We start from the raw sequence: 25338 nt of genomic DNA, 5'->3' as shown, positions 1-25338 counted from the left end.
GTGAGCGAGTCGGGGGTCGAGTCTGTCGCGGACGGCGCGACGCGTCGTCAGGAGGCGGCGACGGCTCGGCCCGATTCAACCACCCAGGCGCCGACGAGGCCAGACAGGTCACGGTGTGGACCGGAAAACCCGCTGACCAGCCGCCCTGCGCGACCTAGGGTGGCGGCCATGGCCCGGACCGATGACCTTTCCGACGACCCGTCCACCCGCCTCTCCCCTGGTGCTGCTGGGGCTGCCGGGATCGCCAGGGCCGCGCTGCCCGCCACCCGACGCGCGGTGGCCGCCGACATCCCCGACCTGGTGGAGCTGCGGCGGCTGATGTTCGAGGCGATGGGCTCGGCCGGCCACGCCGACCCCGGCTGGCAGCGAGCCGCCGCCCAGTGGTTCGAGCGCGCGCTCGGCGAGCCCGAGGTCTACGGGATCTTCGTGAGCGTGGACCAGGGCGGGCCGGACGGCCGCGAGCGGGTGTGCGCGAGCGTCGTTGGCCAGGTGCGCGACGCGCCGCCGGCCCCCGGCAACCCCGGCGGCGGGGACGGGCTGGTGCAGAGCGTGTGCACCTACCCGTGGGCCCGTAGGCAGGGGCACGCCCGCGCGGTGTTCGCGACGGTGATCGGCTGGTTCGAGACCGGGACGCCGATCCGGCGCCTCGAGCTGATGGCCACCGTGGACGGCCGACCGCTCTACGAGCAGTGGGGCTTCGAGGTCACCGCGTTCCCGGCGATGCGGCTGACGTTGCCCCGCTGACCGCAGGCTGGGGAGCCGCCGGGCTCGAGGTGGGCGCCGCACCCGGCGTCCAGGCGTCCTGGCCACGGATCGCCTTGGGATAGACGTTCTGGTGGTGCACGCCCACCGTGTCGACCCGGACCAGCTCGTCGACGCCGTCCTGGTCCATCTGGTCGACCGGCTGACCCATGGCGTCGAAGACGCGCAAGTTGGACAGGCGCTTCCCGTCCTGGTCGTAGAGATAGAGGTTGCTGAGGTCGTAGCTCCCGGACATCGAGCTGTATGCGGGGGCCGGCCCTGCGTCGGCAGGGGCTACCTGCGCGCCGGCGAGCGACTGCGACGCGGAGATCGCGACGAGCAGCCAGGCCACGACGAGCCCGGCGACGACGTTCGCGATCCGGACCAGCAGCGTGCGAGTCGAGTCCACCGGCCCGCGCAGGCCCCAGCGCACGCTGACGACGGCAGCTACGGTGCCGACCCAGAAGCCAGGACCCGGCGGCACCATCGAGCGGAGCCCGCCGAACGGCGCGGCGAGAATCAGCGCGGTGATGGCGTAGCCCCGCACGACCCACCACGCCGGGCGCAGCGTGAGGAGGAAGCGCGCCGTCTCGTCGACCCACCCCTGCTCGGCCCGCAGTCGGTCCCAGCTGCGCCGGAGGTCGGCCAGCGGGTCGCGCGCCCCCAGCTCGCGCGACCCGGTGGCGGCCGGGATCCCCGCAGCGGCCCGCAGGTCGGCGGCGTAGACCTCGGGCTCGCCGAGGCGTGCGGTCAGCGGGTCGCCAGCCCCAGGGCCCATCTCGGCGCGCATCTCGGCGAGATCGGCCTCCATGCCGAGCGTGAGGTCGTCGACCACGTCGCTGGGCAGGTCAGCGAGCGCCGCACGCACCCGCTCTACGTAGTGCTGGACCTCGCGCTGCCCGTTCGCCTCGGGGAGCACCGTCGTCGGCTCGTTCATGCCACCTTCTCCGCTTCGGTCAACAGGTCGTCCATGGTCGAGGAGAAGTCGCGCCAGGTCTTGCCCTGCCGCTCCAGGATCGCTCGACCCTCCTTGGTGATGCCGTAGTACTTGCGGTGCGGTCCCTCGTCGCTCGGCACGACGTAGGACGTCAGCGCGCCCGCGGCGAACAGCCGCCGGAGCGTCCCGTAGACACTGGCCTCCCCCACGTCGCGCAGCCCGGCCTCGCGCAGTCGCCGCACCACGTCGTAGCCGTAGCCGTCCTCGCGGGCGACCACCGCCAGGACGGCCAGGTCGAGCACCCCCTTGACCAGCTGGGTCGTCTCCATCGCTCCCCTCTCGCGGCCGGGCTCCCGACCTGCTCTCACGATAGACGCGGTACTGTGCGTTGCGCAATACCTCGCACACCGCGAGAGCGGGCGGGTGGCGCGAGTCCCGGTGCCGCCGCTGGCCGGGGGCTCAGCGGACGGTAGACACCTCGTCGCCGGGGCGGACGGTGCCCGCCTCGACCACCTCGGCGTCGACGCCGAAGAGCGGCCCTTCCGGGCTGGGCCGATACCGAGCGAGTAGGTCCAATAGGCGCGAGTTTCGTTGTCCATCAACGGGATTCAGGTCGATCACAGCGCAGCGAGGCATGACCGAGCCGACGCGCAGCACACTGTCGCCGACCCGCAGGAGCTGCCCGCACCAGGTGTCCTCGACGTACGCCTGGTCGGTGTGCACCACCACCGTCGCTCGGAAGCGGGCCGGGTCGACACCCCAGTCGCCAGAGCCGACCCCCGAGCCGCCAGCACCGACCCCACGGCCATCCGGCCCAGGCGCCACCCGCGCAGCGAGATCGCGCAGCGAGGCGGTGCCGACCAGGCTCACCCCACGCCCCCACACCACGGCAGCCGGGTCCGGCCGGGCGAGCCGGACCGACGCGGCCGACACACCGGCGGCGGAAGCCAGCCGCGCCGGCAACGACGGATGCCGGACCACCTCGACGGGGGCGCTACGGCTCCAGTAGTCGGCGACCAGCCGCTCCCCCGTCGGCTCGACCTGGGCCAGGTCCGCGGCCGTGACGACGACCCGCAGCAGCCCGGGGTGGGCGACGGTGCGCAGCACCTGGCCGGCGTCGTCGATCAGGCAGAGCGACCGGTCACCCACGGCTCCGGCGGCGGACAGCCGGACGGCCGGGCGCGCGAGGTGCCGGGTGCCCTTGACGGCCGCGAAGCCCACCGAGACGACGTGCATGCCCCCATCCTGCCGGGTCGCCTCACGGCGTCACGCCACCTCTCACGGCGTCACGCCACGCCTCACCGCGCCACGTCGAGCGCCCCCACGAGCCCGTCGAAGTCGCGCGCCAGCGCGGTGGCGGCGGTCGACCACGAGTGGTCGCCCGAGATCACGGCCCCGGTGTGCGCGATCCCGTGCGCCGACAGGGCCCCCGAGAGGGCTTGGGAGGAGCGGCGGACGATGCCTTCGTAGCCTCCGGCGTCGCCGCAGTAGAGCGCGACTCGGCGCAGCGAGGCCAGGCTGCCGGCCTGCGCGACCGGGTTGCGCCAGGCGAGGTCGGCGGGGTCCTCGTTGCCCGGCGTGGTGCCGAAAATGGCGCCGGCGTTCTCACCGTCGGCCTGCGGCTCGGAGTACATCTCGGGGCGCCAGGTCAGGTCGGACAGGTCGACCGCCCCGGAATAGCTCGACATCGCGGCGACCAGCCACGGCCGGTGCGCGGCATAGATGGCCGCGCCGTACCCGCCCATCGAGAACCCAGCCACACCGCGAGCGCCCGCCCACGGCAGCGTGCGCAGGTTGGCGTCGACGGCCTCGATCAGGTGGCCGAGGTGGAAGCGCTCCCAGTTGCTCACGCCGGCGGTCGAGTGCGTGTGGTCGGTGTACCACCCGCCCCTGCCCCCATCGGGCATGACCACGATCACGTCGTGGCCGGCGCTCACGGCGCGCGCGTCCCCGAGCTGGTGCCAGTCCATCGAGCTCCCGGAGGAGCCGTGCAGGAGGTAGACCACGGGGTAGCGCTTCGTGCTGGTCCAGTAGCCCTCGGGCACCAGCACGGCGATCTCGGCGCCTCGGTGGAGCTCCGAGGACCACATCCCCGCGCGGTAGAGCCGGTCGTCGACCTTCGTGGACCAGGTCAGGCCCCAGCCGGACGCGGCGGCTGCGGGCGGAAGCGTCGGGAGGGCGGCCGGCAGGGCGACGGACGCACCGACGGCAGCCGCGCCGCCGAGGAGACGCCGGCGACTGAGGGTCAGCCGATTCAGGATCGTGCGGCGCAGGTGCCGCCGGGACCGGATCGCCCGGCGCAGGCTCGACGGGGACAGGCTCGGTCGGGATACGCTCGCGCCCGACACGCTCGGACGGGACAGCAGCTCAGACGGGGACAGCGGCATGGGGAGGACACCTCGGGTGGGCTCGGCGGCAAGCAGACGCGGGGGCAAGCGGACTCGGGGGGGGGCAAACATACTGAGGGGGAAGCGAATTCAGCCAGCTCAGAGGTGAGACGAGCTGGGGGCGAGCGGGTCGGGCTACCGGCAAACCATCCAGCGAAGCGACGGCGGGGCTGGCCGGCAGCGCCAGTGAAGCGTCTCAGTCCTGAGGGTTCGCTGAGTCCGCGAGCGACCAGGCGATGCCGTCCAGGATGTCGTGCTCGCTCGACACCAGCCGCACGTCCGGTGACGCGGCGACGACGCGCTCGACGATGCGCGCCCAGACCAGGGCGCCGGCACCGATGACGTCCGCGCGGCCGGGGTGCATGAAGGGCAGCGCGGCGCGGTCGTCGCGGGTGCGGTCCAGCAGGTCGGCCGCGGCGGCCAGGGTGTCGGCGACCGACGGGCTCGCCAGGTGGATCCGCTCCGGGTCGTAGACCGTGAGGCCGAGCGTGTGCGCCGTGAGCGTGGTGACCGTGCCGGCCAGGCCGACCAGCGTCGCGATCCCCGTGAAGCCCACCTCGGCCTCGGCCCGATCGAGCGCCCGGTCGACGTCGGCGAGGGCGGCCGCCCGCTCGGCGGCCGTCGGCGGGTCGCCGGCGAGGTGTCGCTCGTGGAAGCGGACGCACCCGACGTCGACGGACAGGGCGGTCTCGGCGTGATCGGTGCCGCGCACGAATTCCGTTGAGCCACCGCCGAGGTCGACGACGAGATACGGCCCGGCGAAGCCTGCGGCGGCCAGCTCGCCGGCTCCGCCGCGGAAGGACAGTGCGGCCTCCTCGGCGCCCGAGATCACCTCGGGCCGCACGTCGTAGTCGCCGAACGCCTCCCGCACCAACGCGACGAAGTCGGCCGCGTTGCGCGCGTCCCGCGAGGCCGACGTGGCGACGAAGCGCACCGCCTCGACACCGGCGTCCCGGCACTCACGGGCGTACTCCCGGGCCCAGACGGACGCCCGCTCCAGGGCAGCGGCGGAGATCACGCCGGTGCGGTCGACCCCCTCGCCGAGGCGCACGACCTCCATGCGGCGCACGACGTCGGAGAGCACGCCGGCCCGCGGGTCGACGTCGGCGATCAGCAGCCGGATGGAGTTGGTGCCGCAGTCGATGGCACCGACACGCACGGCACCGACGCCCACGGCGCCCGGAACAGCAGCGCTCACTGCCGCTCCCACACCCCGTCGACGCAGGTGACGCACGGGCCGGGCGCCCACCACGAGCCGAGCGCCTCGAGCACCTCGTCGCCGAGCGGGTTGACGCCGTGCCCGGCCGCGAGCGAGTGAGCGGCGAGCACGTGCAGGCACTTGACGCGGGTGGGCATCCCCCCGGCGGAGATGCCGTCGATCTCGGGGACGTCGCCGAGCAGCGCGCGGGAGGCGAGGTAGTGCTCGTGCGCCCGCTGGTAGGCGGCGGCCAGCTCGGGGTCGGCGGCGATCCGCTCGGTCATGTCCTTCATCAGCCCGGAGGCCTCGAGGGTCGAGATGGCGCCGGTCAGCCGCGGGCAGGTGGCGTAGAAGGTCGTCGGGAACGGCGTGCCGTCGGGCAGTCGCGGCTCGGTGGCGACGACGTCGGGCAGACCGCACGGGCAGCGCTGGGCGACGGAGTACATGCCGCGACCGGGTCGCCCCAGCTGCGCCTCGACAGCGGCGGCGTCCTCGTCCGAGACCCCGCGGATGCGGAACGGGCTCACCGTGCGCCCGCCGACGTCGGAGCAGAGGTGGGCTGCTGGGCAGCGTCGGCCTTAGTGGGCGCCGGAGTGGGCGCGGAGGTCGGCCCCGAGGTGGGCGCGGGCGTGACGGTCGGCACGGCCCCGAGCCGGTCGGCGCGGTCGAGGGTGCCCCACAGCTGGGTGTACCACGGAGCGGACCGGTCGCCGAGGTCTACGCCGACGACCCGGGCCCGGGTGCCACCGGTGGACGGGGCGGCCGGCTCCAGAACCGAGTAGACCGTCTCGCCGGGCTTGGCGAGGTGCAGCCGCTCGCGGGCCTGCTGCTCGACGTAGCGCGGGTCGTTCCACCGGGCGCGCTGCTCGGCGAGGGCGTCGACCTCGGCCTGCTGCTTGACGATCTCGGACTGCAGTGCCGCGATCTCGTTGCGCTGGGCGACGTACCGCCGGGTCGTCGGCGCCAGCATGACCGCGAGGAGCACGAGGATGGCCGCGAGCGCGATGACCCGCCGCGAGATCGGCAAGGTGGCGCGGGGGGCTACCGAGCTGGACCCGGAGCCCGATCCCGAGCCAGCACCAGCGCGCGACCCCGTGCCGGCGCTCGCAGCACCGGCAGCACTTGTGGACCGGGCCGGCCCGGCCGACGGTCGACGCGTGACCGCGGGACGGCGGGCCCCGGTGCTCGCGGGTCGGGGCTTGGGTGCAGGCGAGGTCGCCCGGTCGCTGCGCGGGCCTGCAGACGACGAGGAGGTGCGCCGCGACGAGCGCGACGCACCTCCTCGGGTCGGGTCAGAAGCCATACCGCAAGGGTACGGCCTCGCCTCAGGCGGAAGCCTGCGTGAAACGCGGGAAGGCCGAGGCGCCGGCGTAGACCGCGGCGTCGTCGAGCTCCTCCTCGATGCGCAGCAGCTGGTTGTACTTCGCGACGCGCTCGGAGCGGGCCGGGGCGCCGGTCTTGATCTGGCCGCAGTTGGTGGCGACGGCGAGGTCGGCGATGGTGACGTCCTCGGTCTCACCGGAGCGGTGGGACATCATGCACTTGTAGCCGTTGAACTGGGCCAGGGTGACCGCGTCCAGGGTCTCGGTCAGCGAGCCGATCTGGTTGACCTTCACGAGCAGCGCGTTGGCGGTGCCGGTATCGATGCCGCGCTTGAGCCGCTCGGGGTTGGTGACGAACAGGTCGTCGCCGACGAGCTTGGCCGAGCTTGTCGGTGATGGCCTTCCAACCGTCCCAGTCGTCCTCGTTCAGCGGGTCCTCGATCGAGACGAGCGGGTACTTGTCGACCAGACCGGCGTAGTAGTCGATCATCTCGTCGGAGGACTTGGTGCCGCCCTCGAACGCGTAGGACCCGTTGTCGAAGAACTCCGACGCGGCGACGTCGAGCGCGAGGCCGATGTCCTTGCCGGGCTCGTAGCCGGCGGCCTTGATCGCCTCGAGGATGAGGTCGAGCGCGGCGGCGTTGGACTCGAGGTTGGGCGCGAAGCCACCCTCGTCGCCGAGACCGGTGGCGAGGCCACGGTCGTGCAGCACCTTCTTGAGCGAGTGGTAGACCTCGGCACCCCAGCGCAGCGCCTCCTTGAAGGACGGTGCGCCGATCGGGGCGATCATGAACTCCTGGATGTCGACGTTGGAGTCGGCGTGGGAGCCACCGTTGAGGATGTTCATCATCGGGACGGGCAGGACGTGCGCGTTGGGGCCGCCCACGTACTTGAACAGGTGCAGGCCGGCGGACTCGGCCGCGGCCTTGGCGACGGCGAGCGAGACGCCGAGGATCGCGTTGGCGCCGAGGGCGGCCTTGTTGTCGGTGCCGTCGAGGGACAGCATCTCCTGGTCGATGATGCGCTGGTCGCTGGCCTCGTAGCCGAGGACGCGGGGGGCGATCTCGTCGAGGACCGCGTTGACGGCGTCCTCGACGCCCTTGCCGAGGTAACGGCCCTTGTCGCCGTCGCGCCGCTCGACCGCCTCGAACGCGCCGGTGGAGGCACCGGACGGGACTGCGGCGCGTGCGATGGTGCCGTCCTCGAGGGCGACCTCGACCTCCACGGTCGGGTTGCCGCGCGAGTCGAGGATCTCGCGGGCGCCTACTGCCTCAATGCTGGCCACTAGAACTCTCCTGGTGGATAGGTGTCAGGCCGCGGTGGCCGTGACGGGCGGACTGTGAACCGGTTCGAGCCTATCGGGTCGGAGACCCGACGTCCGTCCGGGGGCTAGCGAGCGGACCGATCGGCTCGCTCCGCGATCTCGCGGGTCGCCGAGCGCAGCAGCTGCTCGGCGTCCAGGCCCTGCTCGGTGCACGCGCGGACCGCGGCGAGCAGGGCTGCTGCAGGGTCTACAGCAGGGTCCGTTGCGGGCTCCGCGGCGGGATCTGCAGCAAGGCCCGCGGCACGGTCTACGGCAGGCGTGGGCGAACCCGGCCACAGGTCGAGCCGGTCGCGCCGCCGCAGCCGGGTGTAGAGCTTGGTGGCGGTCGCGAGGGCCGGCAAGGAGGCGGGGACCCCGTCGAGGATGCCGGCGCGCTCGGGCTTCTCGGCCGCCTTGATGGCCTCCCAGCTGACCTCGACGTCGGCCGCGCCGGAGACCGTGGCGTCGGCGAAGACGTGCGGGTGGCGGCGCTTCAGCTTGGCGATCAGCCCGGCAGCGACGTCGTCGATGTCGAACGCGTCGGCCGGGTCCTCCTGCCCGACGCGGGCGTGGAAGACGACCTGCAGGAGCACGTCGCCGAGCTCTTCGCGCAGGTGCTCGCGGTCGCCGGAGTCGATGGCCTCGGCCAGCTCGTGCGCCTCCTCGACCACGTAGGGCGCGAGCGAGGCGTGCGTCTGCTCTGCGTCCCAGGGGCAGCCGCCGGGCGAGCGGAGCCGGTCCATCACCTGGACCAGCTCGAGAAGGGTGCTCCCCCGCTCGGTCAAGGGGCCGTGGTCGGGGCCGGGGTGGCGCCACCCTCCGGGGCGGGCGCCGGGGCCGTGGTGGGGTTGGCGGTCGGCTTGAGCCAGTTGCGCGACTCGGGCACGAGCGGCGAGCCGTTGGAGTCGAACGCGCCCGGGTCGAAGGTGCCGTAGCGCGGGTTGACGCTGATCGAGGCGTCCTTCATCTGCTGCACCAGGCTGCGCTGGGCGTTGGCGTCGAGGTTGCGGATGGCGACGACCGTGCGCACGTAGTCGAGCGCCTCGGGCGACGGGTCGGTGAGCTTCGGCAGGTAGCTCTTGGCCATGTCGGCGGACACGCCCTTGCCGAGCTTGGCGGCCTCGGGCAGTGCGAACTGACCGATGACCAGCCCGGTCACCACCTCCGACGGCGAGAAGGACTGGCCGTCCTGGGTGCCCTGGCTCAGCTCGGCGGCGGCCTTCTGGACGGCCTGGTCGGAGATGACGTGGTCGTTGACCACTGCCGCCGCACCGGCCTGCGCCGCCGTGCCGCACCCGCTGATCCCGAGCAGCGCCGCGGCGCCCAGCACCGTCGCACCCATCACCCTCGGGGCGCCGACTCGGCGCACCGTTGCCCTACGAACCACGATCGTCCTCCGACCTTGCTGCTGCTGCCCTCTGCGGCATCGTCGCGGTCAGCCTACGCGGTCCCCCCGGTCGTCACGAGCGAGGCCCGCTCGGACGGCGATCATCCGGTGGGACTACAGGTGGCGACGCATGATGAGGTCGGTGGTGCGGTACCCGCGAGACGAGTACAGGGCGATGGCACGCTCGTTCCCGCCGAAGACGTGCAGGCTCAGCTCGGTGTAGCCCTGCGCTCGCGCCCACTGCTCTGCCGCGGCGAGCAGGGCACGGCCTGTGCCCCGTCCTTGTGCTTGTGGATCGACGGCGATGTCGTAGAGGAACGCCAGCTGTGGCTCGCTGCGGTGTGGCCCGATCCAGACGTCGCCGGCGTCGACGTCGCCGATGCTGGCGTGCAGGACGGTGTGTCCAGGGAGGAGTCTGCCGTCAGGAAACATGGCTGCCGTCTCGGCTCGCACCTGGCTCTGGGCGATGTCGGCCGGCACGCCGCCCAGGGCTGCCTTCTGCTCGGCATATCGGTTCTCCACCGCGGTGATGAACGCGGAGAGCCGGGCGGGCGCGAGGGGTCGGATGGTCAGCTCGGCCATGCTGGGCGTCCTTCACGAGTCGGGTCGGTCATCGTGTGGCTGAGGGTGATCCTCCTCGCCCGGCCGCGTGGCCGAGAAGTTGAAGCACTGGGACAGCACGTTGTGGACGTGCACCTCGCAGGTCGCCCACGGCTCACCCCAGGGCGCGGCCGATCTCGCGCAGCTCGCCCAGCACAGTGCGCACCACCTGCTGGGCGGCCCGGTCGCGCCGGGCGAGGGCGACGATGTCGCGGATGGCCCGGACGCCGACGAGCGGTCGGGTCACCACGCCGTCGCGTGGACGGGTCGTGTAGCGCGGCAGGATCGCGAGCCCCGCGCCGGCCGCCACCAGGGCCTCGACGACGTGGTTGTCCCGCACCCGTTGCACCCGCTGGACGGTCGTGCCGGTCGCGTGCTCCACGGCGACAAGAATCGTGTCGAACGGGTATCCCGCCGGCACGCCGACCCACGGCTCCCCCGCCACGTCGCGCGGGTGCAGCCGCTCGCGGTTGGCAAGCGGGTGGTCTACGCGAAGCGCGACGTCGAGCGGCTCGCGCGCCAGCACGACCCGCACCAGGTCGGCCTGACGGTCGGTCCGCGGGGTCGAGAGGGTGTGCCCGATGACGATGTCATGGTTCATCACGCGCGTGTCGAACTCCGCCTCGGCGACGTCGAAGTCGTCGAGCTCGATCCGGACGTCGGTCCCCCTCAGTCGCGAGTAGAGCTGTGGCACAAAGACTTCCGCTGCACTCGGCAGGGCTCCGAGGCGCACCAGACCCCGTGGCGCGTCGCGTAGAGCGTCCAGCTCGGCCTGCAGGTTGGCCAGCGCGAGCGCGACGTCGGCCGCGCCGTCGGCGAGCAGCCGCCCGGCCGCCGTGAGCCGCAGCCGGCGACCGTCGGGCACGACGAGGGTGACCCCGAGCTCGCGCTCCGCGGACCGCAGCTGCTGGGACACGGCCGACGGCGTCCGATGCGTCGCGGCGGCGACGGCGGTGACGGTGCCGCGGTCGGCGAGGTCGCGCAGCAGCTCGAGGTGGCGAACGTCCATGTAGGCAGACTAAAGCTTTGCTTCACAACTATGCGATTGTGCTACGCGAACCAAACCGCCACCGTAGACCTCGTGCCAGCTCTCGTCTCCACCCCCAGCCCCAGCGTCGGCCCGACGGCCGGGCCCCGTCCCAGCACGGCCCTGCCGCCCACGCACCGCCTGCTCGCCGCCCTCGTGGCGGTGCTGTGGGGCGTGAACTTCCTCGCGATCCACGCGTCGCTCGAGCAGTTCCCGCCGCTGTTCCTGGTCGCGCTGCGGTTCACCCTGCTCGCCGTGCCGACGATGCTGCTCGTGCAGCGCCCGCAGGTGCCGACGCGCTGGCTCGTGGGCTACGGCCTGGGGTTCGGGGTGCTGCAGTTCGCCTTCCTCTACACGGGCATGGCGGCGGGCCTGCCGGCGGGCGTCGCGTCGCTGGTGCTGCAGGCGTCGGGTCCGTTCACCCTGGTGCTCGGCGCGCTGCTGCTCCACGAGAGCGTGCACCCGCGGCAGTGGCTCGGGGTCGCCGTCGCCGCGGTCGGGATGATCATGGTCGGCCTGTCGCGGGCGGGTGCCGCTCAGCTGCTCCCCTACGTGCTGGTGCTGCTGGGGGCGCTCGGCTGGGCGCTCGGCAACCTCTCGAGCCGGCTGGCGGCGCCGCCGAACCCGCTCCACCTCACCTTGTGGATGTCGGTCGTCGTGCCCGTGCCGATGCTGCTGCTGTCGCTCGCCGTCGAGGGTCCGGCGGCCATCACCCACTCGCTCGCCACGTCGCTCTCGCCGGCCGCCATCCCAGCCTGGCTCGGCCTCGCCTACACGGTGCTGCTCGGCACCGTGGCCGGATCGGGCATCTGGACCTGGCTGCTCGCCCGGCACCCCGCGGGCGTCGTCGCGCCGTTCTCCATGCTCGTGCCGGTCGTCGGCATCGCCACCGCGGCCCTCGCCCTCGGCGAGATCCCCACCCCGCTCGAGCTGGTGGGCGGCGTCGTGGTGATCACCGGCGTCCTGGTGGGTGCGAGCCGGGGCCGTCTTCCTCGTGTCGGCCGGGCACCGAGCGCCACGGGACGGCACCGCTGAGTCACCCATTTAGGGGATAAAAGGATTGGCACTGAGTGATTTGCTGGCGCCATGCCGTCACTATACGTCGCCAAATGAGGCGAAAGAGCCATATCTGGCCCGATGAGGGATGAAACCGGACGAAAGCCGTGCCGAATGTGGCGCGGGCCATCATCATTGACTAGTCATCGCTCACCCGGCTGCCGGCCAGCCCTCGCCCTCTCCCCCTGAAGGTCCCATGGCTACGATCCTCCACGTCACCGAGGCGCTTGGCGGAGGACTGCTCACCTCCGTCAGCACGCTTGCGCAGGCCCAGGCCGCGGATGGGCATCGCGTGGTCCTCCTGCACACCCGTCGCCCCGACACCCCGCCGGCTTCCGACCTCGACTCCGAGTGGTTCCCGTCCTGCGAGCGCATCGAGATCGAGCGTTCGGAGTCCAGACCCGCCATGCTCGCGCGGCTCGCCGCGCAGGTGCTCCGCACGGCGCGGTCGACCAAGGCCGACGCCGTCCACGTCCACAGCGCGCTGGCCGGCGTCTCCGCCCGGGCGATCTACCCGCTGCTGCGGCGCGGGTCCCGCGTGTTCTACACCCCGCACGGCTTCTCGTTCGTCCTTACCGACTACCCCGTCGTCCTGCAGCGGGCGGCCTTCGCGGTCGAGTACCTCGCGGCGCGCTCCTGCGACGGCATGATCTGCGTGTCCCCCTCGGAGGCGGCGCTCGCCAGCACCCGCCTGCGCACCCGCAACGTCTCGGTGCTGGAGAACACCGTGGACGCCGACACCCTCCCCACCTGGCGTGGCCACCCCGGCCGACGCCCCGTCGTCGGCACGGTGGGCCGAGATACCAACCGTGCCGGAGAACCCGGGCGAAGTGTTCCAGGGACAAGGCGGCTTTCCTCGCGGTCTCGGCAGTCGGTGGATGCAGGCTCGAGGGCTTCAGCCGCTCGGGCGACCCTTCCAGGCTACCAATCCAGGCCCCAGTCGGACGGCCCTGAACTAGTTGTCACCATCGGTGCCCGTGGGGCTACGGAATGCTCCGTACCACCTCCGGCGCGACCTGCAACCGACTACGTCGAGGCGACATTCGCGGCGGCCGCGATGTCGTCCAGCAGCACCGCCTGGATCAGATCGCTGGCCCACCGCAGCATGGCGACGTCGCGCAGCGGCTTGCCGCCGACGCGGGCCGTCATGGGGGCGGGCACGAGCACGACGTGCTGCGCGTCCTTGATCAGGGTGCCGGGATAGAGGCGCATCAGGCGCATCTGCTGGCTGTCGCGCAGCTCGTGGATCGGGCCGAACCGCACGACCTTGCCCTGCAGCGCCACGTCGTGGATCGACGCGCGGCGGGCGACGATGCGCAGCCGCGCGACCTCGACGAGGTTCTGCACCGGCTCGGGGAGCGCGCCGTAGCGGTCCTCGAGCTCGGCGACGATCTCGGCCAGCCCGGCCTCGTCCTCGACGACGGCGAGCTTCTTGTAGGCCTCGAGGCGCAGCCGCTCCCCCGGCACGTAGTCGTGCGGCAGGTGGGCGTCGACGGGCAGCTCGATCTTGATCTCGGCGGCCTGCTCGGTGCCTCCGTCGCCGCGGAAGTCGGCGACCGCCTCACCGACCATCCGCACGTAGAGGTCGAAGCCGACTCCCGCGATGTGCCCGGACTGCTCGCCGCCGAGCAGGTTGCCGGCGCCGCGGATCTCCAGGTCCTTCATCGCGACCTGCATGCCGGCGCCGAGGTCGGTGTGGCTGGCGATGGTCTGCAACCGGTCCAGGGCCGTCTCGGTGAGCGGCTTCTCCGGCGGGTAGAGGAAGTAGGCGTAGGCCCGCTCCCGGCCACGCCCCACCCGACCGCGCAGCTGGTGCAGCTGGGACAGGCCGAGCATGTCGGCCCGCTCGACGATGAGGGTGTTGGCGTTGGAGATGTCCAGGCCGGTCTCGACGATCGTGGTGCACACCAGCACGTCGAAGCGCTTCTCCCAGAAGTCCAGGACGACCTGCTCGAGGCGGTTCTCACCCATCTGGCCGTGGGCCGTCTCGATGCGCGCCTCGGGCACCAGCTCGCGCAGCCGCGAGGCGGCCCGCTCGATCGAGGACACCTTGTTGTGCACGAGGAAGACCTGCCCCTCACGCATCAGCTCGCGCCGGATCGCCGCGACGACCTGCCGCTCGTCGTAGGCGCCGACATAGGTCAGGACCGGGTGGCGCTCCTCGGGCGGCGTTGCGAGAGTAGACATCTCGCGGATGCCTGTGACCGCCATCTCGAGCGTGCGCGGGATCGGTGTCGCCGACATGGCGAGCACGTCGACCGCCGTGCGCATGGCCTTCAGCTGCTCCTTGTGCTCGACGCCGAAGCGCTGCTCCTCGTCGATCACGACCAGCCCGAGGTCCTTGAAGCGCACCTCCTTGGACAGCAGGCGGTGCGTCCCGATGACGAGGTCCACCGACCCGTCGGCGAGCCCCGCGATGACCGCCTTGGCCTCCTTGTCGGTCTGGAAGCGCGACAGCGCCTTCACCGTCACCGGGAACTGCGCGTAGCGCTCCCCGAACGTCTGCAGGTGCTGCTGGACCAGCAACGTGGTGGGCACCAGGACGGCGACCTGCTTGCCGTCCTGGATCGCCTTGAACGCGGCGCGGACCGCGATCTCGGTCTTGCCGTAGCCGACGTCACCGCAGATGAGCCGGTCCATCGGGACGGCCTTCTCCATGTCGGCCTTGACCTCGTCGATCGACGAGAGCTGGTCGGCGGTCTCGACGTAGCTGAACGCGTCCTCGAGCTCCCGCTGCCAGGGCGTGTCCGGCGGGAAGGGGTGCCCGGCCGTCGCCATGCGCGCGGAGTAGAGCCGGATCAGCTCGCCGGCGATCTGCTTGACGAACTTGCGGGCTCGGCTCTTGGTCTTCTGCCAGTCCGAGCCGCCCATCTTGGACAGCGTCGGCTGCTCGCCACCGACGTAGCGGGTGACCTGGTCGAGCTGGTCGGACGGCACGAAGAGCTGGTCGCCGGGCTGGCCGCGCCGCGACGAGGCGTACTCGAGCACGAGGTACTCGCGGGTCGCCCCACCGACCGTGCGCTGCATCATCTCGACGAACCGGCCCACGCCGTGCTGCTCGTGCACGACGAAGTCGCCGGGCTTGAGCTGGAGCGGGTCGACGGTGTTGCGGCGCTTCGACGGCATCCGTCGCATGTCACGCGTCGAGCCCCGACCGACGGCGGTGCCCGTCAGGTCTTGCTCGGTGACGACGACGAGATCGACTCCGGGGCAAGCGAATCCGCTGCCGAGCGCCCCCGTGGTGATGGACACCAGCCCCGGCTCCAGCGCCTGCGCGGCGTCGTCGGACATGAGCCGCGCCGCCACCTCGGCCTCGCCGAGCAGCTCGACCAGGCGCTTGGCCAGACCGGGGCCCTCGGTGACGATCACGACGCGCTGGCGCTCGTGGGTCCACCGGCGCAGGTCGGCGAGCGCCTGCTCGCGGTCGCCGCGGTAGGTCGGCACCTCGGTCACCGGCAGGGTGACCCCGACGACGTCGTCGTCGCCGAGCTCTGGTGCGAGAGAGCCGAGCTCGGCGTCGATGGCGAACGGCGTGAAGGTCCACCAGGCCATCGACCGGGTCAGCGCGTGGTCGCGCACCTCCGGCAGCGTCCAGTAGGAGCCGCTGCCGAGGACCGCCCGCAGGTCGACCGGGGCAGCGCTGCCGGCGACGGCGCCACCCCAGGACGCCTCGAGGAACTCCTCGCTCGTGGCCACCAGGTCGCGCGCCCGGATGCGGACCCGCTCGGGGTCGCACACGACGACGCGCGACCCCCGCGGCAGCACGTCGAGCAACGACTCCATGCCGTCGACGAGGACCGGGCCGAGGGACTCCATGCCCTCGACGGCGATGCCCTCGGCGACCTTGCCGAGCAGGTCCGCCACGCCCGGCAGCTGCGGCATCAGGTCGCGGGCCCGCTCGCGCACCGCATCGGTCAGCAGGATCTCGCGGCACGGCGGCGCCCAGAGGCCGTGCTCGGCGACCTCGAGGCTGCGCTGGTCGGCCACCCGGAACCAGCGGATCTCCTCGATCGTGTCGCCCCAGAAGTCCAGCCGCAGCGGGTGCTCCTCGGTCGGCGGGAAGACGTCGAGGATCCCGCCGCGCACCGCGAAGTCGCCGCGCCGCTCGACGAGATCCGTGCGGGTGTAGGCCGCGTCGACGAGCCGCGCCACCACGTCGTCGAGGGACACCTCGTCGCCGGCCTGCAGGGCCACCGGGGCGAGGTCGCCGAGCCCCTGGGCGATCGGCTGCAGCAGCGCGCGGATGCTGACGACCAGCACCCGCACCGGCCCGTAGACCGGGTCGCCGGCCACCGGGTGGGCGAGCCGGCGCAGCACGGCCAGGCGCTGCCCGACGGTGTCGCTGCGCGGGCTGAGCCGCTCGTGCGGGAGGGTCTCCCAGCTCGGGAAGCCCGCGACCTGCTCGGCGGGCATCATGGCGCGCAGGCTGGACACGAGGTCCTCGGCCTCGCGCCCGGTCGCCGTGACGACGAGCAGCGGCTCGTCCTGACGATGCTCCATCGCGGCCAGCAGCACCGGCCGGGCGCCGTTGACCAGCGCCACGTCGACCGCGTCGGCCTGGTCCATCCGCGACAGCAGGCGGGCGGTGGCGCCGTCCTGCTCGAGCGCAGGCACCAAGGCGGCAAGGGACACGGGCTACTCCAGGGGCGTGGGGGGATGCCAGGCCAGCCTACGTCTCCGGCGAGGCACCTCGAACCCGCCGATCACGTTACGCCGTTCGAGGGAAACGCAGCAATGGCCGTGTGACAGAATGTGCTCATGCCTGAGCATCTCGCTACTCCGACCCGCCGTCGGTGTGAACGGGATACCCACCGCAAGATTGATTTCAGGTCAGGTAATAGGCTTCTCAGACACGGGGGAGGAGCACGTCGAGACCGGCCCGTCGCACGTCGGGACGACCGGCTGCTCGGCCGGCACGCCTCACGCGCGACGACCCCGCTGCAGCCATCCATCGACAGCCAGGCGGAGCTCCTTCACATGTCCGACACCCTTGCGACCATTCGCACCGTCCTCGCCGAGCAGGGCCGCCTGTCCGTCGACGCCCAGACCGTCTCCGAGACGGCCGACCTCTACGCCGCCGGCCTGACCTCGCACGCCACCATCAACGTCGTGCTGGGCCTCGAGAACGCCTTCGACATCGAGCTGCCGGACGAGCTGTTGGTCAAGTCCACCTTCGAGACCATCGCCGCCATCTCGGCCGCGGTCGAGTCCGAGCTGGGCGCCTGATGGCGCGCGTCACCAAGGACACCCTGGTCGCCGAGGCCAAGCGGATCGGTCAGGAGGTCGCCGCCCAGCACGCCAAGGACGTCGACCGCGAGGGTCGCTTCCCCGTCGAGGCGTTCGACGCGCTCAAGGAGGCCGGCCTGCTCTCCGCGTGGATCCCCGAGGAGGACGGCGGCGCCGGTGCCACGATCCTCGAGATCGGCCGCGCCACCGAGGAGCTCGGCAAGCACTGCGCCTCGACCGCCATGATCTTCGCGATGCACCAGATCCAGGTGGCCTGCCTGGTCTACCACGGCACCTCCGACTACATGGCCGGGCTGCGCAAGCGGGTCGCCGACGAGCAGCTGCTGCTCGCCTCGGCCACGACCGAGATCGGCATCGGCGGCGACGTCCGCCGCTCGACCTGCGCGGTCGAGGACCACGGCGACGGCACCTTCGTGCTGGTCAAGAACGCCCCGGTCATCTCCTACGCCGAGGCCGCCGACATCATCCTCGTGACGGCCCGCAAGTCCCCCGACGCCGCACCGAGCGACCAGGTCCTGGTCCTGTGCGAGAAGGCCGACCTCACCCTCGAGCCGACCAGCACCTGGGACACCATGGGGTTCCGGGGCACCTGCTCCCCCGGCTTCATCCTCACCGCGAGGTCGACCACCGACCACATCATCCCGCACGAGTACGCCGACATCTCGGCGCGCACCATGCTGCCGGTCTCGCACACCCTGTGGGCGCACAGCTGGCTGGGCATCGCCACGAGCGCCACCTCGCTGGCCCGCCAGTTCGTCCGCCAGGCCGCCCGCCGCTCCGGCAGCACCCCGCCCGGTGCGCTGCGGCTCGCCGAGCTCGAGGTCGTGCTGACCTCCTTCCAGGACCGCGTGCACGGCGCCGCCCAGCGCTACGCCGAGCTGGACCCCAACGACCCCGCGGCCACGGCCATGGGGCGGGCGATCTACTTCAACACCCTCAAGGTGTTCGCCTCCACGACCGTCGTGGACGTGGTCGCCCGCGCGCTGCTGGTCGTCGGCATCCAGGGCTACCGGCTGGACAGCCCGCTGACCCTCGACCGCCACCTGCGCGACGCCTACGGCGCGCAGCTGATGGTCAACAACGACCGCATCCTGACCAACACGGCCGCGCTCGCGTCCGTCTACCGGGGAGACTGATCCATGGAGCGTGAAGCCGCGCAGGCCGAGCTGCGCGCCCGCCTGATCGAGGCGGGTCACCTGTACCCCCAGCCCTACCAGGGGCTGTGGGCCTTCGGCGGCGACTTCGAGGCGGTCCTCGCCGGGGTCGAGCGCCAGGTCCACCTGATGGAGCCGCTCCAGGGCGTGCGCCAGATGACCTTCCCGCCGTTCCTCGGTGAGCGCGAGTTCGTCGCGACCGGCTACATGAACTCCTTCCCCCAGCTGATCGGCTCGGTCGACGTGTTCACCGGTGACAACCGCGAGCACCGCAAGATGGTCGCGGCCAAGGACGCCGGTGAGGACTGGACGACCTACCTCACGCCCGCGCACCTGGACCTCGTGTCGGCCCCGTGCCACGCGACCTACCCGATGCACGCCGGCACGACGCTCGAGGAGCCGGTCAAGTACGAAGTCTCCTCGCGCTGCTTCCGGCACGAGCCGTCGGACGACCCGATGCGCCTGGTCAGCTTCCGGATGCGCGAGAAGGTCTGCTTCGGCACCCCCGAGGCGGCCGTCGAGCACCGCGAGCTGGGCATGCGGGTCGGCCCCGAGCTGCTGCGCTCGATGGGGCTGACGATCGAGGTCGAGCCCGCCAACGACCCGTTCTTCGGTCGCGCCGCGCAGATCTTCGCCCAGGGCCAGCTCGACGCCGGCCTGAAGTACGAGTTCGTCTGCAAGGTCTACGGCGACGAGAACTCCGGCACCGCGCTCGGGTCCTCGAACTACCACAACGACCACTTCGGGCTGGACTTCGACGTGCACGTCCCGGGCGGCGGCCTCGCGCACTCCTCGTGCATCGGCTTCGGGCTCGAGCGCGTCACGGTGGCGCTGTTCGCCACGCACGGCATGGACGTGTCCACCTGGCCGGCCGACGTGCGCGCCGTCCTGGGCCTGTCCTCGGACGAGCAGTCCGCGTAGTCCTCCGCACTCGCGAAAGAGGTTGGCAGCACAGATGTTCGACCAGCTGGACGTCCCGTCCTACACGCAGAGCCCTCTCCACGGAGGGGCCCGGACGTGGACCGAGACCAACTGCTACATCGACATCTGGATCGAGCTCGTCCACCTCCTCGGCCTGGCCGCTGAGCCGGCAGGGGTCTGCGCGTTCAGCGCGGACTCCCTGCCGGGCCAGTGGTCGTTCCTGAAGTACCAGCCCGAGGACCTGCGGGCGCTCTACGGCATCGAGGTCGCCGAGTTCAACCCGTGGAAGGACATGGAGGAGCACGTCCTCGAGATGATGGCCGCCGGCCACCTCATCACCCTCGAGACCGACTCCTGGTATCTCCCCGACACCGCCGGCGTTGCCTACCAGCTCGACCACGTCAAGTCCTCGATCATGCCGCTGCGCATCGACCCCGCCGCGCGCCGGCTCACCTACCTGCACAACGCGGGGCTCTATCAGCTCGAGGGCGTCGACTACGACGGCGTCTTCTCGAAGCCGGGCACCAGCAACGTCGCCCCCCAGCCCTACGTCGAGCTGGTCCGCGTAGACCGGCTGGACCGGGACGTCGAGACCTTGCCTCGGCGCACGGTCGCCCTCGCCCGCGAGCACCTGGCGCGGCGTCCCGCCGACAACCCCGTGGCCCGGTTCGCCGACCAGGTGCGCACCATCGCGCCCACCCTGCCCGAGCGCGGGTTCGACTACTTCCACAAGTTCTCGTTCGCCTACACCCGCCAGCTGGGGCTCACCGCGCAGAACGCCGCCGACGCGTGCCGCTGGCTGGCGTCCCAGACCATCGACCCCGATGTGCTGACGGACCAGCAGCGCAGCGAGCTGGCCAGTGCCGCAACGTCGTTCGACGTCGTGTCCCAGGAGATGAAGAACCTGCAGTTCGCGCTCGCGCGGGTCACGGGTGGCCGCAAGAAGGACATCGAGCCCGCCCTCACCCTGGTCACCGACCAGTGGGACGAGGCCGTGCGACGCGTCGTGGGCGCCCTCTGCTGATGCGTTGGGAGTGCCTGCGGGTCGAGCCCGGCACCATCACCAGCCCGACGCAGCTGCCCGCAGACGGCTGGCGACCCGTCGACTTCCCCGGTGCCGTCGGTGTGACCGACGCCGACTCGTCCGACTGGTGGCTGCGGACGACCATCACGCTCGACCCCCGATCGGCATCACTGCCGACGCTGCGGTTCGACGGACTGTCCACCTACGCAACGGTTTTCGTCGACGACACCGAGGTCGTCCGCAGCGCCAACGCGTTCCGGCGGGGTGAGGTGGCGCTGGGCTCGCTCGCCCCTGGCGGCGGCGACGGTCGCGAGCACCGGCTGTCGGTGCGCCTCGAGGCGCTCGGCTCGGTGCCGGTCCCCCGCAAGCCCCGCGCCCGCTGGCGCTCGTCGCTCATCCCCGACTCTTCGCTGCGCTGGCGACGCACCCCCGACCTCGGGCGGATCCCGAGCTGGCGCGGCGCCACCCCGCCCGTGGGGGTGCTCGGCGAGCTGACCCTCGGTGCAGCACGTCCCACCCTCGGGATCGTCCGGGCCGACCTGCAGGACGACGGCAGCGGCGTGGTGGACGTCGAGCTCGGCTGTCTCGCTGACGTGCCCACCCGGGTCGCGCTGCGTAGGGCCGACTCCACACAACCCATCGTCGAGGATGAGATCGACTGGCAGCCAGGAGATCCCGCGCTCACTGGTCGGGTGCGTCTCGAGGTGACGGACGTCGAGCGGTGGTGGCCGCACACGCACGGCACGCCGAGCACCTACCTGCTCGAGGTCCGCTGCGCCGACGAGGTCGTGGAGCACCGCGTCATCGGCTTCAGCACCGTCGTCGCCGACCGCACCGACGGGCGCTTCGGGCTGGTCGTCAACGACGTCCCCGTCTTCGTCCGCGGCGCCTGCTGGGTGCCGACCGACCCCGTGCACTGGACCGTCGACGCGGCCACGGCGCGCACCGACCTCGCTCGCCTGGCGGCTGCCGGCTTCAACCTGGTGCGCATCACCGGCACCAATCGATACGAACCGGCGGCGGTCTGGGACGCAGCGGCCGAGCTCGGTCTGCTCGTCTGGCAGGACGTCATGCTCAGCACGTTCGACCCGCCAGAGGACCCGGCCTGGCTCGCGGACTTCGAGGCCGAGGTCGTCGACCAGCTCACCCGGCTCACCGGTCGCCCCAACCTGGCCGTGGTCGCCGGTGGCACCGAGACCGAGCAGCAGCCGACGCTGATGGGCCTCTCCCCCGACCGCTATGTCATGACGGCCGTCCATGAGCTGCTCCCTCGCGTCTGCGCCACCGTGGTGCCCGCAGCCGTGCACGTCACGTCCAGCCCCTCGGGCGGCCCGCTGCCGGTGAGCATCGACCACGGGGTCAGCCACTACTTCGGGGTGGGCGCCTACCTGCGGCCGCTCGACGACGCCCGCTCCGCCCGCGTGTCGTTCGCGTCCGAGGCCCTGGCCTTCGCGATCCCGCCGTCACGGGCGCAGGTCGTCGCCGACTTCGGGCCCGGCCCGAGCACCGGTCGGGGCACGGCCTGGCGCGACGGCATCCCCAGCGACCGCGGCGTCGACTGGGACTTCGAGGACGTCACCGACCACTACGTCACCGACGTGTTTGGCCTGCGTCGCGCCGACGTCGACACCGACCGATGGCTCGACCTGCAACGAGCGGCCTTGGCGCACACCATGACTCGCGCCATGGAGGCCTGGCGGTCCAGCGACACCGTCACCCAGGGCGCCGTCATCTTGTCCCACCGCGACCTGACGGCCGGCCCCGGCTGGGGCCTGCTCGACCACCGCGGCGGCGCCAAGGCACCCCTGCTCGCCCTCGGCGAGGTGCTGCGTCCGCTCGCCGTCCTCGCCGTCGACCGCGGCCTGGATGGGCTGCTCCTGGACGTGGTCAACGACGGCGACCAGCCGGTCTACGGGACGTTGGCGGTGGAGGTGTTCGCCACCGGGGCCCGGCCGGTGCTGGACGCCCGCACCGAGCTGAGCGTGCCGCCCCACGGGCACCAGGCGCTGCCCGTCGAGCCGCTGCTGGGCGGCTTCCGCGACCTCACCTATGCCTGGCGCTTCGGCGAGCGCACCTACCGCGCCCTGCGCGCCACGGTCACCGACCTCACGGGTGAGGTGCTCGTCGATCGCACCGTCCTGCTCGGCCCGCCCGTCGCCACCGCGGGCCGTCCCGACGAGGCCGCGTCACCGCTGCAGGCCTCGGCCCGCCGCGACGGCGACGACGTGGTGGTCACGGTCTCGGCCGCGCAGGTGATGGAGTTCCTCCACCTGGACCTGCCGACCGGCTACGCTCCCGACCGGGGCTGGTTCCACCTCGCCCCCGGTCAGCAGGCCGAGATCCGCTGCACCCCCGCCCCTCGCGCCGACGTCCCGCCCCACGACCCAGCCGACAACCCCGCCGAGACCGTCCCCGTCGCTCTCCCTCCCGTGACGGTGCGCCGCCTGGGCGGCGAACCCCTCGACTGCAAGGTGCTCTGATCATGGTCCCCCCGCCCTCGGGCGCTCCCCCCGCCACCACGGTGCGGCCGTCGAGCTCGACCACGAGCAGGACCGCCGGCAGCACGAAGCGCTTCGCGGTGCTGCCGTCCCAGCACGGGATGGTCGAGGGCTACCGGATCGATCCCAACGGCTCGGCGTTCACCGTGGCGCTGCGCACGCAGCTGCTGGGCCTGGTCGACCGGGAGCTGCTGCGTGCGGCCACCCGGCGCGCGCTCGCCGAGTCCGACTGCACCCGAGTGCGATTCGACGTCGACGACGAGCCGATGACCCAGCACCTCGGCGCGGAGATCGAGCCCTACATCGTGGACCTCACCGCCGCGCCCGACCCGAGCGAGGCCGTCCGTCGCTGGTGCCGCGAGCGCACGGACCTGCCCTTCGACCTGCGCAGCGACGACCCGCTGATGGAGTTCGCCGTGCTGGCCGTCGGGCCGCAGGAGACCTGGTACTACCAGCGCGCGCACCACAGCGTCGTGGACGGCTACGGCGCGCAGATCCTGCGCACCCGAGCGCTCGAGATCTACGGCGAGCTGATCGGCGGGGCGCCCGCAGCGCCGGCGCAGACGAGCAGCATCGTGGAGCTGGTCGAGCAGGAGCAGCACGAGAGCTCCGAGAGCGAGCAGTTCTGGGTCGACTACCTCGCGGGCGTGCCCGAGCGGATGTCGCCGACCGAGAGCCAGGCGCTGATCCGGTCGCACGCCCACGAGCACAGCGCCCGCGTGTCGGCTCAGGCGCGCACGGCGCTCGGCGACACGCTGCGCAATCGGGTGTGGAGCTACCCCGTGATCGCCGCCGTCAGTGCCTACGTCGCGGCCGCCTGCGAGCAGCACGAGGCCGTCATCGGCGCGCCGGTCGTCGCCCGGGACACCCCGCTCGAGCGGCGCGTCGCCACGATGATGATGTGCGTGCTGCCGCTGCGCCTCGCCGTCGAGCCGGGCGGCGACCTCGCCGCCGCCACCCGCCGGGCGGCCAAGGAGATGCGAGCCGTGCGGCCGCACAACCGGGCCCGCCCGGAGCACCTGCTCTCCGTCGTGCCCGTCGCCTGGCGCACCGGTCGGATCCACGGCCCGACCGTCAACGTCATCCCGTTCGAGGAGGAGCTCGTCAGCGAGGGGCTGGAGCTGCACACCGAGCCGGTGCGCCGCGGCCCGGCCTTCGACCTGCTGATCACCGTCGTGCCCACCAACGACGCCGGCCTGCGCGTCGAGGTGAGCGCCAACCCCTCGCACTACACCGACGACGAGACCCGGTGGCACACGCAGCGGATCGCCGAGCTCCTCGAGCGGCTCGCCGCCCAGCCCGGCGTGGCCCTCGACGAGGTCGAGCTACGCATGGCGGCGGAGATCGAGGCCGCCGAGCGGCTGGCCGTCGAGGAGGTGGTCGATCGGTCCGACGCGGGGCCCGTCGAGTGGTCCGGCCAACGGTCCGGCGAGCACGGCCACGGTCCCTCAGGTGACCGGCCGGTCTACGGCGAAGTGCTGAGCGTGGCGCAGGTGCGCTGCCCGGACCTGGCCGACGACGTGCCGCGGGGCCTGGCCGTGCTCGACCTGCTGGGCCGACCGGCGCGCTTCGGCATGGTCGGCCGGGTGCACGTGGTGAGCGGCGGCTCCCTGCACGAGACCGAGCTGCTGGCCCAGGTGCTCCCGGACGGCCTGCGCTACCGCGGCCCGGCCGACCAGCGCCGGCTCGTGGCGGGCGCCTACGTCGAGGCCGACGGGGTCGCGGCCGAGGTCCGGCACGCGGCCGGGGTGCACGCCGCGTCGGCCCGCTGGGACGCCCGGAACCTGCGCATCGACGTCACCCCCGAGCACGGCGTGGACCCCGTCGAGCTGGCAGCGCGCGTCAAGACCATCGCCCCGCGCGGCAGCCGCGCCCGGGTCACGGTCGGCGAGCCCTACGGGTGAGGCCCCGCCGGGGTCTCAGCGCGGCGCGTGGAAGCGCTGCTGGGCCGGCTCGAGGCCGGTGAGCACGAGGGCCTCGACCGCGTCGGCGGCCTCGTCGAGGAGCAGCGGCAGCGAGCGCCGCTCGGTGGTGGAGAAGTCCTTGAGCACGAAGTCTGCGGGGTCCTGACGGCCGGGCGGCCGACCGATGCCGACCCGCACCCGCAGGTAGTCCTTGGTGCCGAGGGCCGAGCTGATCGAGCGGAGCCCGTTGTGCCCGCCCTCGCCACCGCCTCGTTTGAGCCGGACGGTGTCGGCGTCGATGTCCAGCTCGTCGTGGACGACGACCAGACGGTCGGGCGGGATCTTCGCGAACGCCATGAGCGCCTTGACCGGACCGCCGGACTCGTTCATGTAGGACAGGGGGACGGCCAGCGTGAGCCGATCGCCCCCGACCGCCACGATCCCGGACGGGCCGAGCCGGACGTCGGCGGTCAGCATGCGCGTCTTGTGCTTGGTCAACGTGGCGCCCCCACGGCGGGCCAGCTCGTCGACGACCATGGCACCCACGTTGTGCCGGTTGCCCGCGTAGCGCGGTCCGGGGTTGCCGAGTCCGACGACGAGCCAGGGGTCCATGGGGGTCAGCATCTCATCGT

General features: G+C 72.4%; 21 protein-coding genes and 2 pseudogenes. 9 read left to right on the top strand and 14 right to left on the bottom strand.

The annotated features are described in order from the left end of the window. The first annotated feature begins 168 nt into the window (after positions 1-168). On the top strand, positions 169-744 hold the full coding sequence (locus tag MM440_RS09890; protein ID WP_241444130.1) for a GNAT family N-acetyltransferase: 576 nt from the start codon (positions 169-171) through the stop codon (positions 742-744). On the opposite strand, the gene MM440_RS09885 is transcribed toward MM440_RS09890, so the two are convergent. From MM440_RS09885 to MM440_RS09830, 12 genes and pseudogenes are all read right to left on the bottom strand, one after another. Further along, positions 704-1678, bottom strand: coding sequence for a hypothetical protein (locus MM440_RS09885; protein ID WP_241444129.1), 975 nt, complete (start codon positions 1676-1678; stop codon positions 704-706). The genes MM440_RS09890 and MM440_RS09885 overlap by 41 nt on opposite strands. Then, positions 1675-2007 carry a PadR family transcriptional regulator gene (locus MM440_RS09880; RefSeq protein ID WP_241444128.1) on the bottom strand — a complete coding sequence of 111 codons (333 nt, stop codon included), beginning with the start codon at positions 2005-2007 and terminating at the stop codon, positions 1675-1677. Before MM440_RS09880 ends, MM440_RS09885 begins: the two co-directional genes overlap by 4 nt. 130 nt (positions 2008-2137) lie before the next feature. After that, positions 2138-2914, bottom strand: a complete 777-nt coding sequence (locus MM440_RS09875) for an MOSC domain-containing protein (RefSeq protein WP_241444127.1) — start codon at positions 2912-2914, stop codon at positions 2138-2140. 62 nt (positions 2915-2976) lie between these two features. Continuing rightward, on the bottom strand, positions 2977-4065 hold the full coding sequence (locus tag MM440_RS09870) for an alpha/beta hydrolase (RefSeq protein ID WP_241444126.1): 1089 nt from the start codon (positions 4063-4065) through the stop codon (positions 2977-2979). Between the two features lie 196 nt (positions 4066-4261). Then, positions 4262-5263 (bottom strand): Ppx/GppA phosphatase family protein, encoded by a 1002-nt coding sequence (locus MM440_RS09865; RefSeq protein ID WP_241444125.1) that lies wholly within the window; start codon positions 5261-5263, stop codon positions 4262-4264. Continuing rightward, a complete protein-coding gene (locus MM440_RS09860) occupies positions 5260-5790 on the bottom strand; it encodes a DUF501 domain-containing protein (RefSeq protein ID WP_241444124.1) in 531 nt (176 codons plus the stop codon). The genes MM440_RS09865 and MM440_RS09860 overlap by 4 nt, the downstream gene beginning before the upstream one ends. Then, complete coding sequence (locus MM440_RS09855; protein WP_241444123.1) at positions 5787-6566, bottom strand: FtsB family cell division protein; 780 nt, start codon at positions 6564-6566, stop codon at positions 5787-5789. The genes MM440_RS09860 and MM440_RS09855 overlap by 4 nt, the downstream gene beginning before the upstream one ends. A 22-nt stretch (positions 6567-6588) precedes the next feature. Continuing rightward, positions 6589-7870 (bottom strand): annotated as a pseudogene (eno, locus tag MM440_RS09850) (phosphopyruvate hydratase). A gap of 104 nt (positions 7871-7974) precedes the next feature. Continuing rightward, positions 7975-8673: a MazG family protein gene (locus MM440_RS09845; RefSeq protein WP_241444122.1), complete on the bottom strand. Its 699-nt coding sequence runs from the start codon at positions 8671-8673 to the stop codon at positions 7975-7977. Continuing rightward, on the bottom strand, positions 8670-9230 hold the full coding sequence (locus MM440_RS09840; protein WP_241444121.1) for a hypothetical protein: 561 nt from the start codon (positions 9228-9230) through the stop codon (positions 8670-8672). Before MM440_RS09840 ends, MM440_RS09845 begins: the two co-directional genes overlap by 4 nt. Positions 9231-9389: 159 nt before the next feature. After that, on the bottom strand, positions 9390-9857 hold the full coding sequence (locus MM440_RS09835; protein WP_241444120.1) for a GNAT family N-acetyltransferase: 468 nt from the start codon (positions 9855-9857) through the stop codon (positions 9390-9392). Positions 9858-9990: 133 nt separating this feature from the next. Next, positions 9991-10884: a LysR family transcriptional regulator gene (locus MM440_RS09830; RefSeq protein ID WP_241444119.1), complete on the bottom strand. Its 894-nt coding sequence runs from the start codon at positions 10882-10884 to the stop codon at positions 9991-9993. Between the two features lie 141 nt (positions 10885-11025). Here MM440_RS09830 and MM440_RS09825 point away from each other — a divergent pair, with 141 nt between their 5' ends. Both MM440_RS09825 and MM440_RS09820 read left to right on the top strand, forming a co-directional pair. Further along, complete coding sequence (locus MM440_RS09825; RefSeq protein WP_241444232.1) at positions 11026-11937, top strand: EamA family transporter; 912 nt, start codon at positions 11026-11028, stop codon at positions 11935-11937. A 217-nt stretch (positions 11938-12154) separates the two neighbouring features. Further along, a pseudogene (locus MM440_RS09820) lies at positions 12155-12685 on the top strand (glycosyltransferase family 4 protein); the annotation flags it as partial. 299 nt (positions 12686-12984) lie between these two features. On the opposite strand, the gene mfd reads toward MM440_RS09820, so the two are convergent. Further along, positions 12985-16590, bottom strand: a complete 3606-nt coding sequence (gene mfd / locus MM440_RS09815; protein WP_241444118.1) for a transcription-repair coupling factor — start codon at positions 16588-16590, stop codon at positions 12985-12987. 345 nt (positions 16591-16935) lie between these two features. On the opposite strand from mfd, the gene MM440_RS09810 reads away from it, so the two are divergent. Genes MM440_RS09810 through MM440_RS09785 form a run of 6 tightly spaced genes read left to right on the top strand, consistent with a single transcriptional unit; the run spans position 16936 to position 24706 of the window. Continuing rightward, complete coding sequence (locus tag MM440_RS09810) at positions 16936-17184, top strand: acyl carrier protein (protein WP_241444117.1); 249 nt, start codon at positions 16936-16938, stop codon at positions 17182-17184. Continuing rightward, a complete protein-coding gene (locus MM440_RS09805) occupies positions 17184-18341 on the top strand; it encodes an acyl-CoA dehydrogenase family protein (protein ID WP_241444116.1) in 1158 nt (385 codons plus the stop codon). Before MM440_RS09810 ends, MM440_RS09805 begins: the two co-directional genes overlap by 1 nt. A gap of 3 nt (positions 18342-18344) precedes the next feature. Then, positions 18345-19280 (top strand): class-II aminoacyl-tRNA synthetase family protein, encoded by a 936-nt coding sequence (locus tag MM440_RS09800; protein WP_241444115.1) that lies wholly within the window; start codon positions 18345-18347, stop codon positions 19278-19280. Between the two features lie 34 nt (positions 19281-19314). Beyond that, the gene (locus MM440_RS09795; protein WP_241444114.1) at positions 19315-20304 is read left to right on the top strand and encodes a DUF1839 family protein; all 990 of its coding nucleotides are present in this window, start codon (positions 19315-19317) and stop codon (positions 20302-20304) included. Next, positions 20304-22784: a glycosyl hydrolase 2 galactose-binding domain-containing protein gene (locus MM440_RS09790; RefSeq protein ID WP_241444113.1), complete on the top strand. Its 2481-nt coding sequence runs from the start codon at positions 20304-20306 to the stop codon at positions 22782-22784. Before MM440_RS09795 ends, MM440_RS09790 begins: the two co-directional genes overlap by 1 nt. A gap of 2 nt (positions 22785-22786) precedes the next feature. Continuing rightward, entirely contained in the window at positions 22787-24706 is a 1920-nt protein-coding gene (locus MM440_RS09785; RefSeq protein WP_241444112.1) for a condensation domain-containing protein, read from the top strand. A 15-nt stretch (positions 24707-24721) separates the two neighbouring features. Here MM440_RS09785 and pth read toward each other — a convergent pair whose 3' ends face one another. After that, the gene (gene pth, locus MM440_RS09780) at positions 24722-25318 is read right to left on the bottom strand and encodes an aminoacyl-tRNA hydrolase (protein WP_241444231.1); all 597 of its coding nucleotides are present in this window, start codon (positions 25316-25318) and stop codon (positions 24722-24724) included. Positions 25319-25338: the final 20 nt, after the last annotated feature.

It is taken from the genome of Arsenicicoccus piscis (genome assembly GCF_022568835.1).
Lineage (GTDB): Bacteria > Actinomycetota > Actinomycetes > Actinomycetales > Dermatophilaceae > Arsenicicoccus > Arsenicicoccus piscis.
The sequence above is the reverse complement of the archived record's forward strand: the minus strand, read 5'-3'. Positions and strand labels throughout refer to the sequence as shown.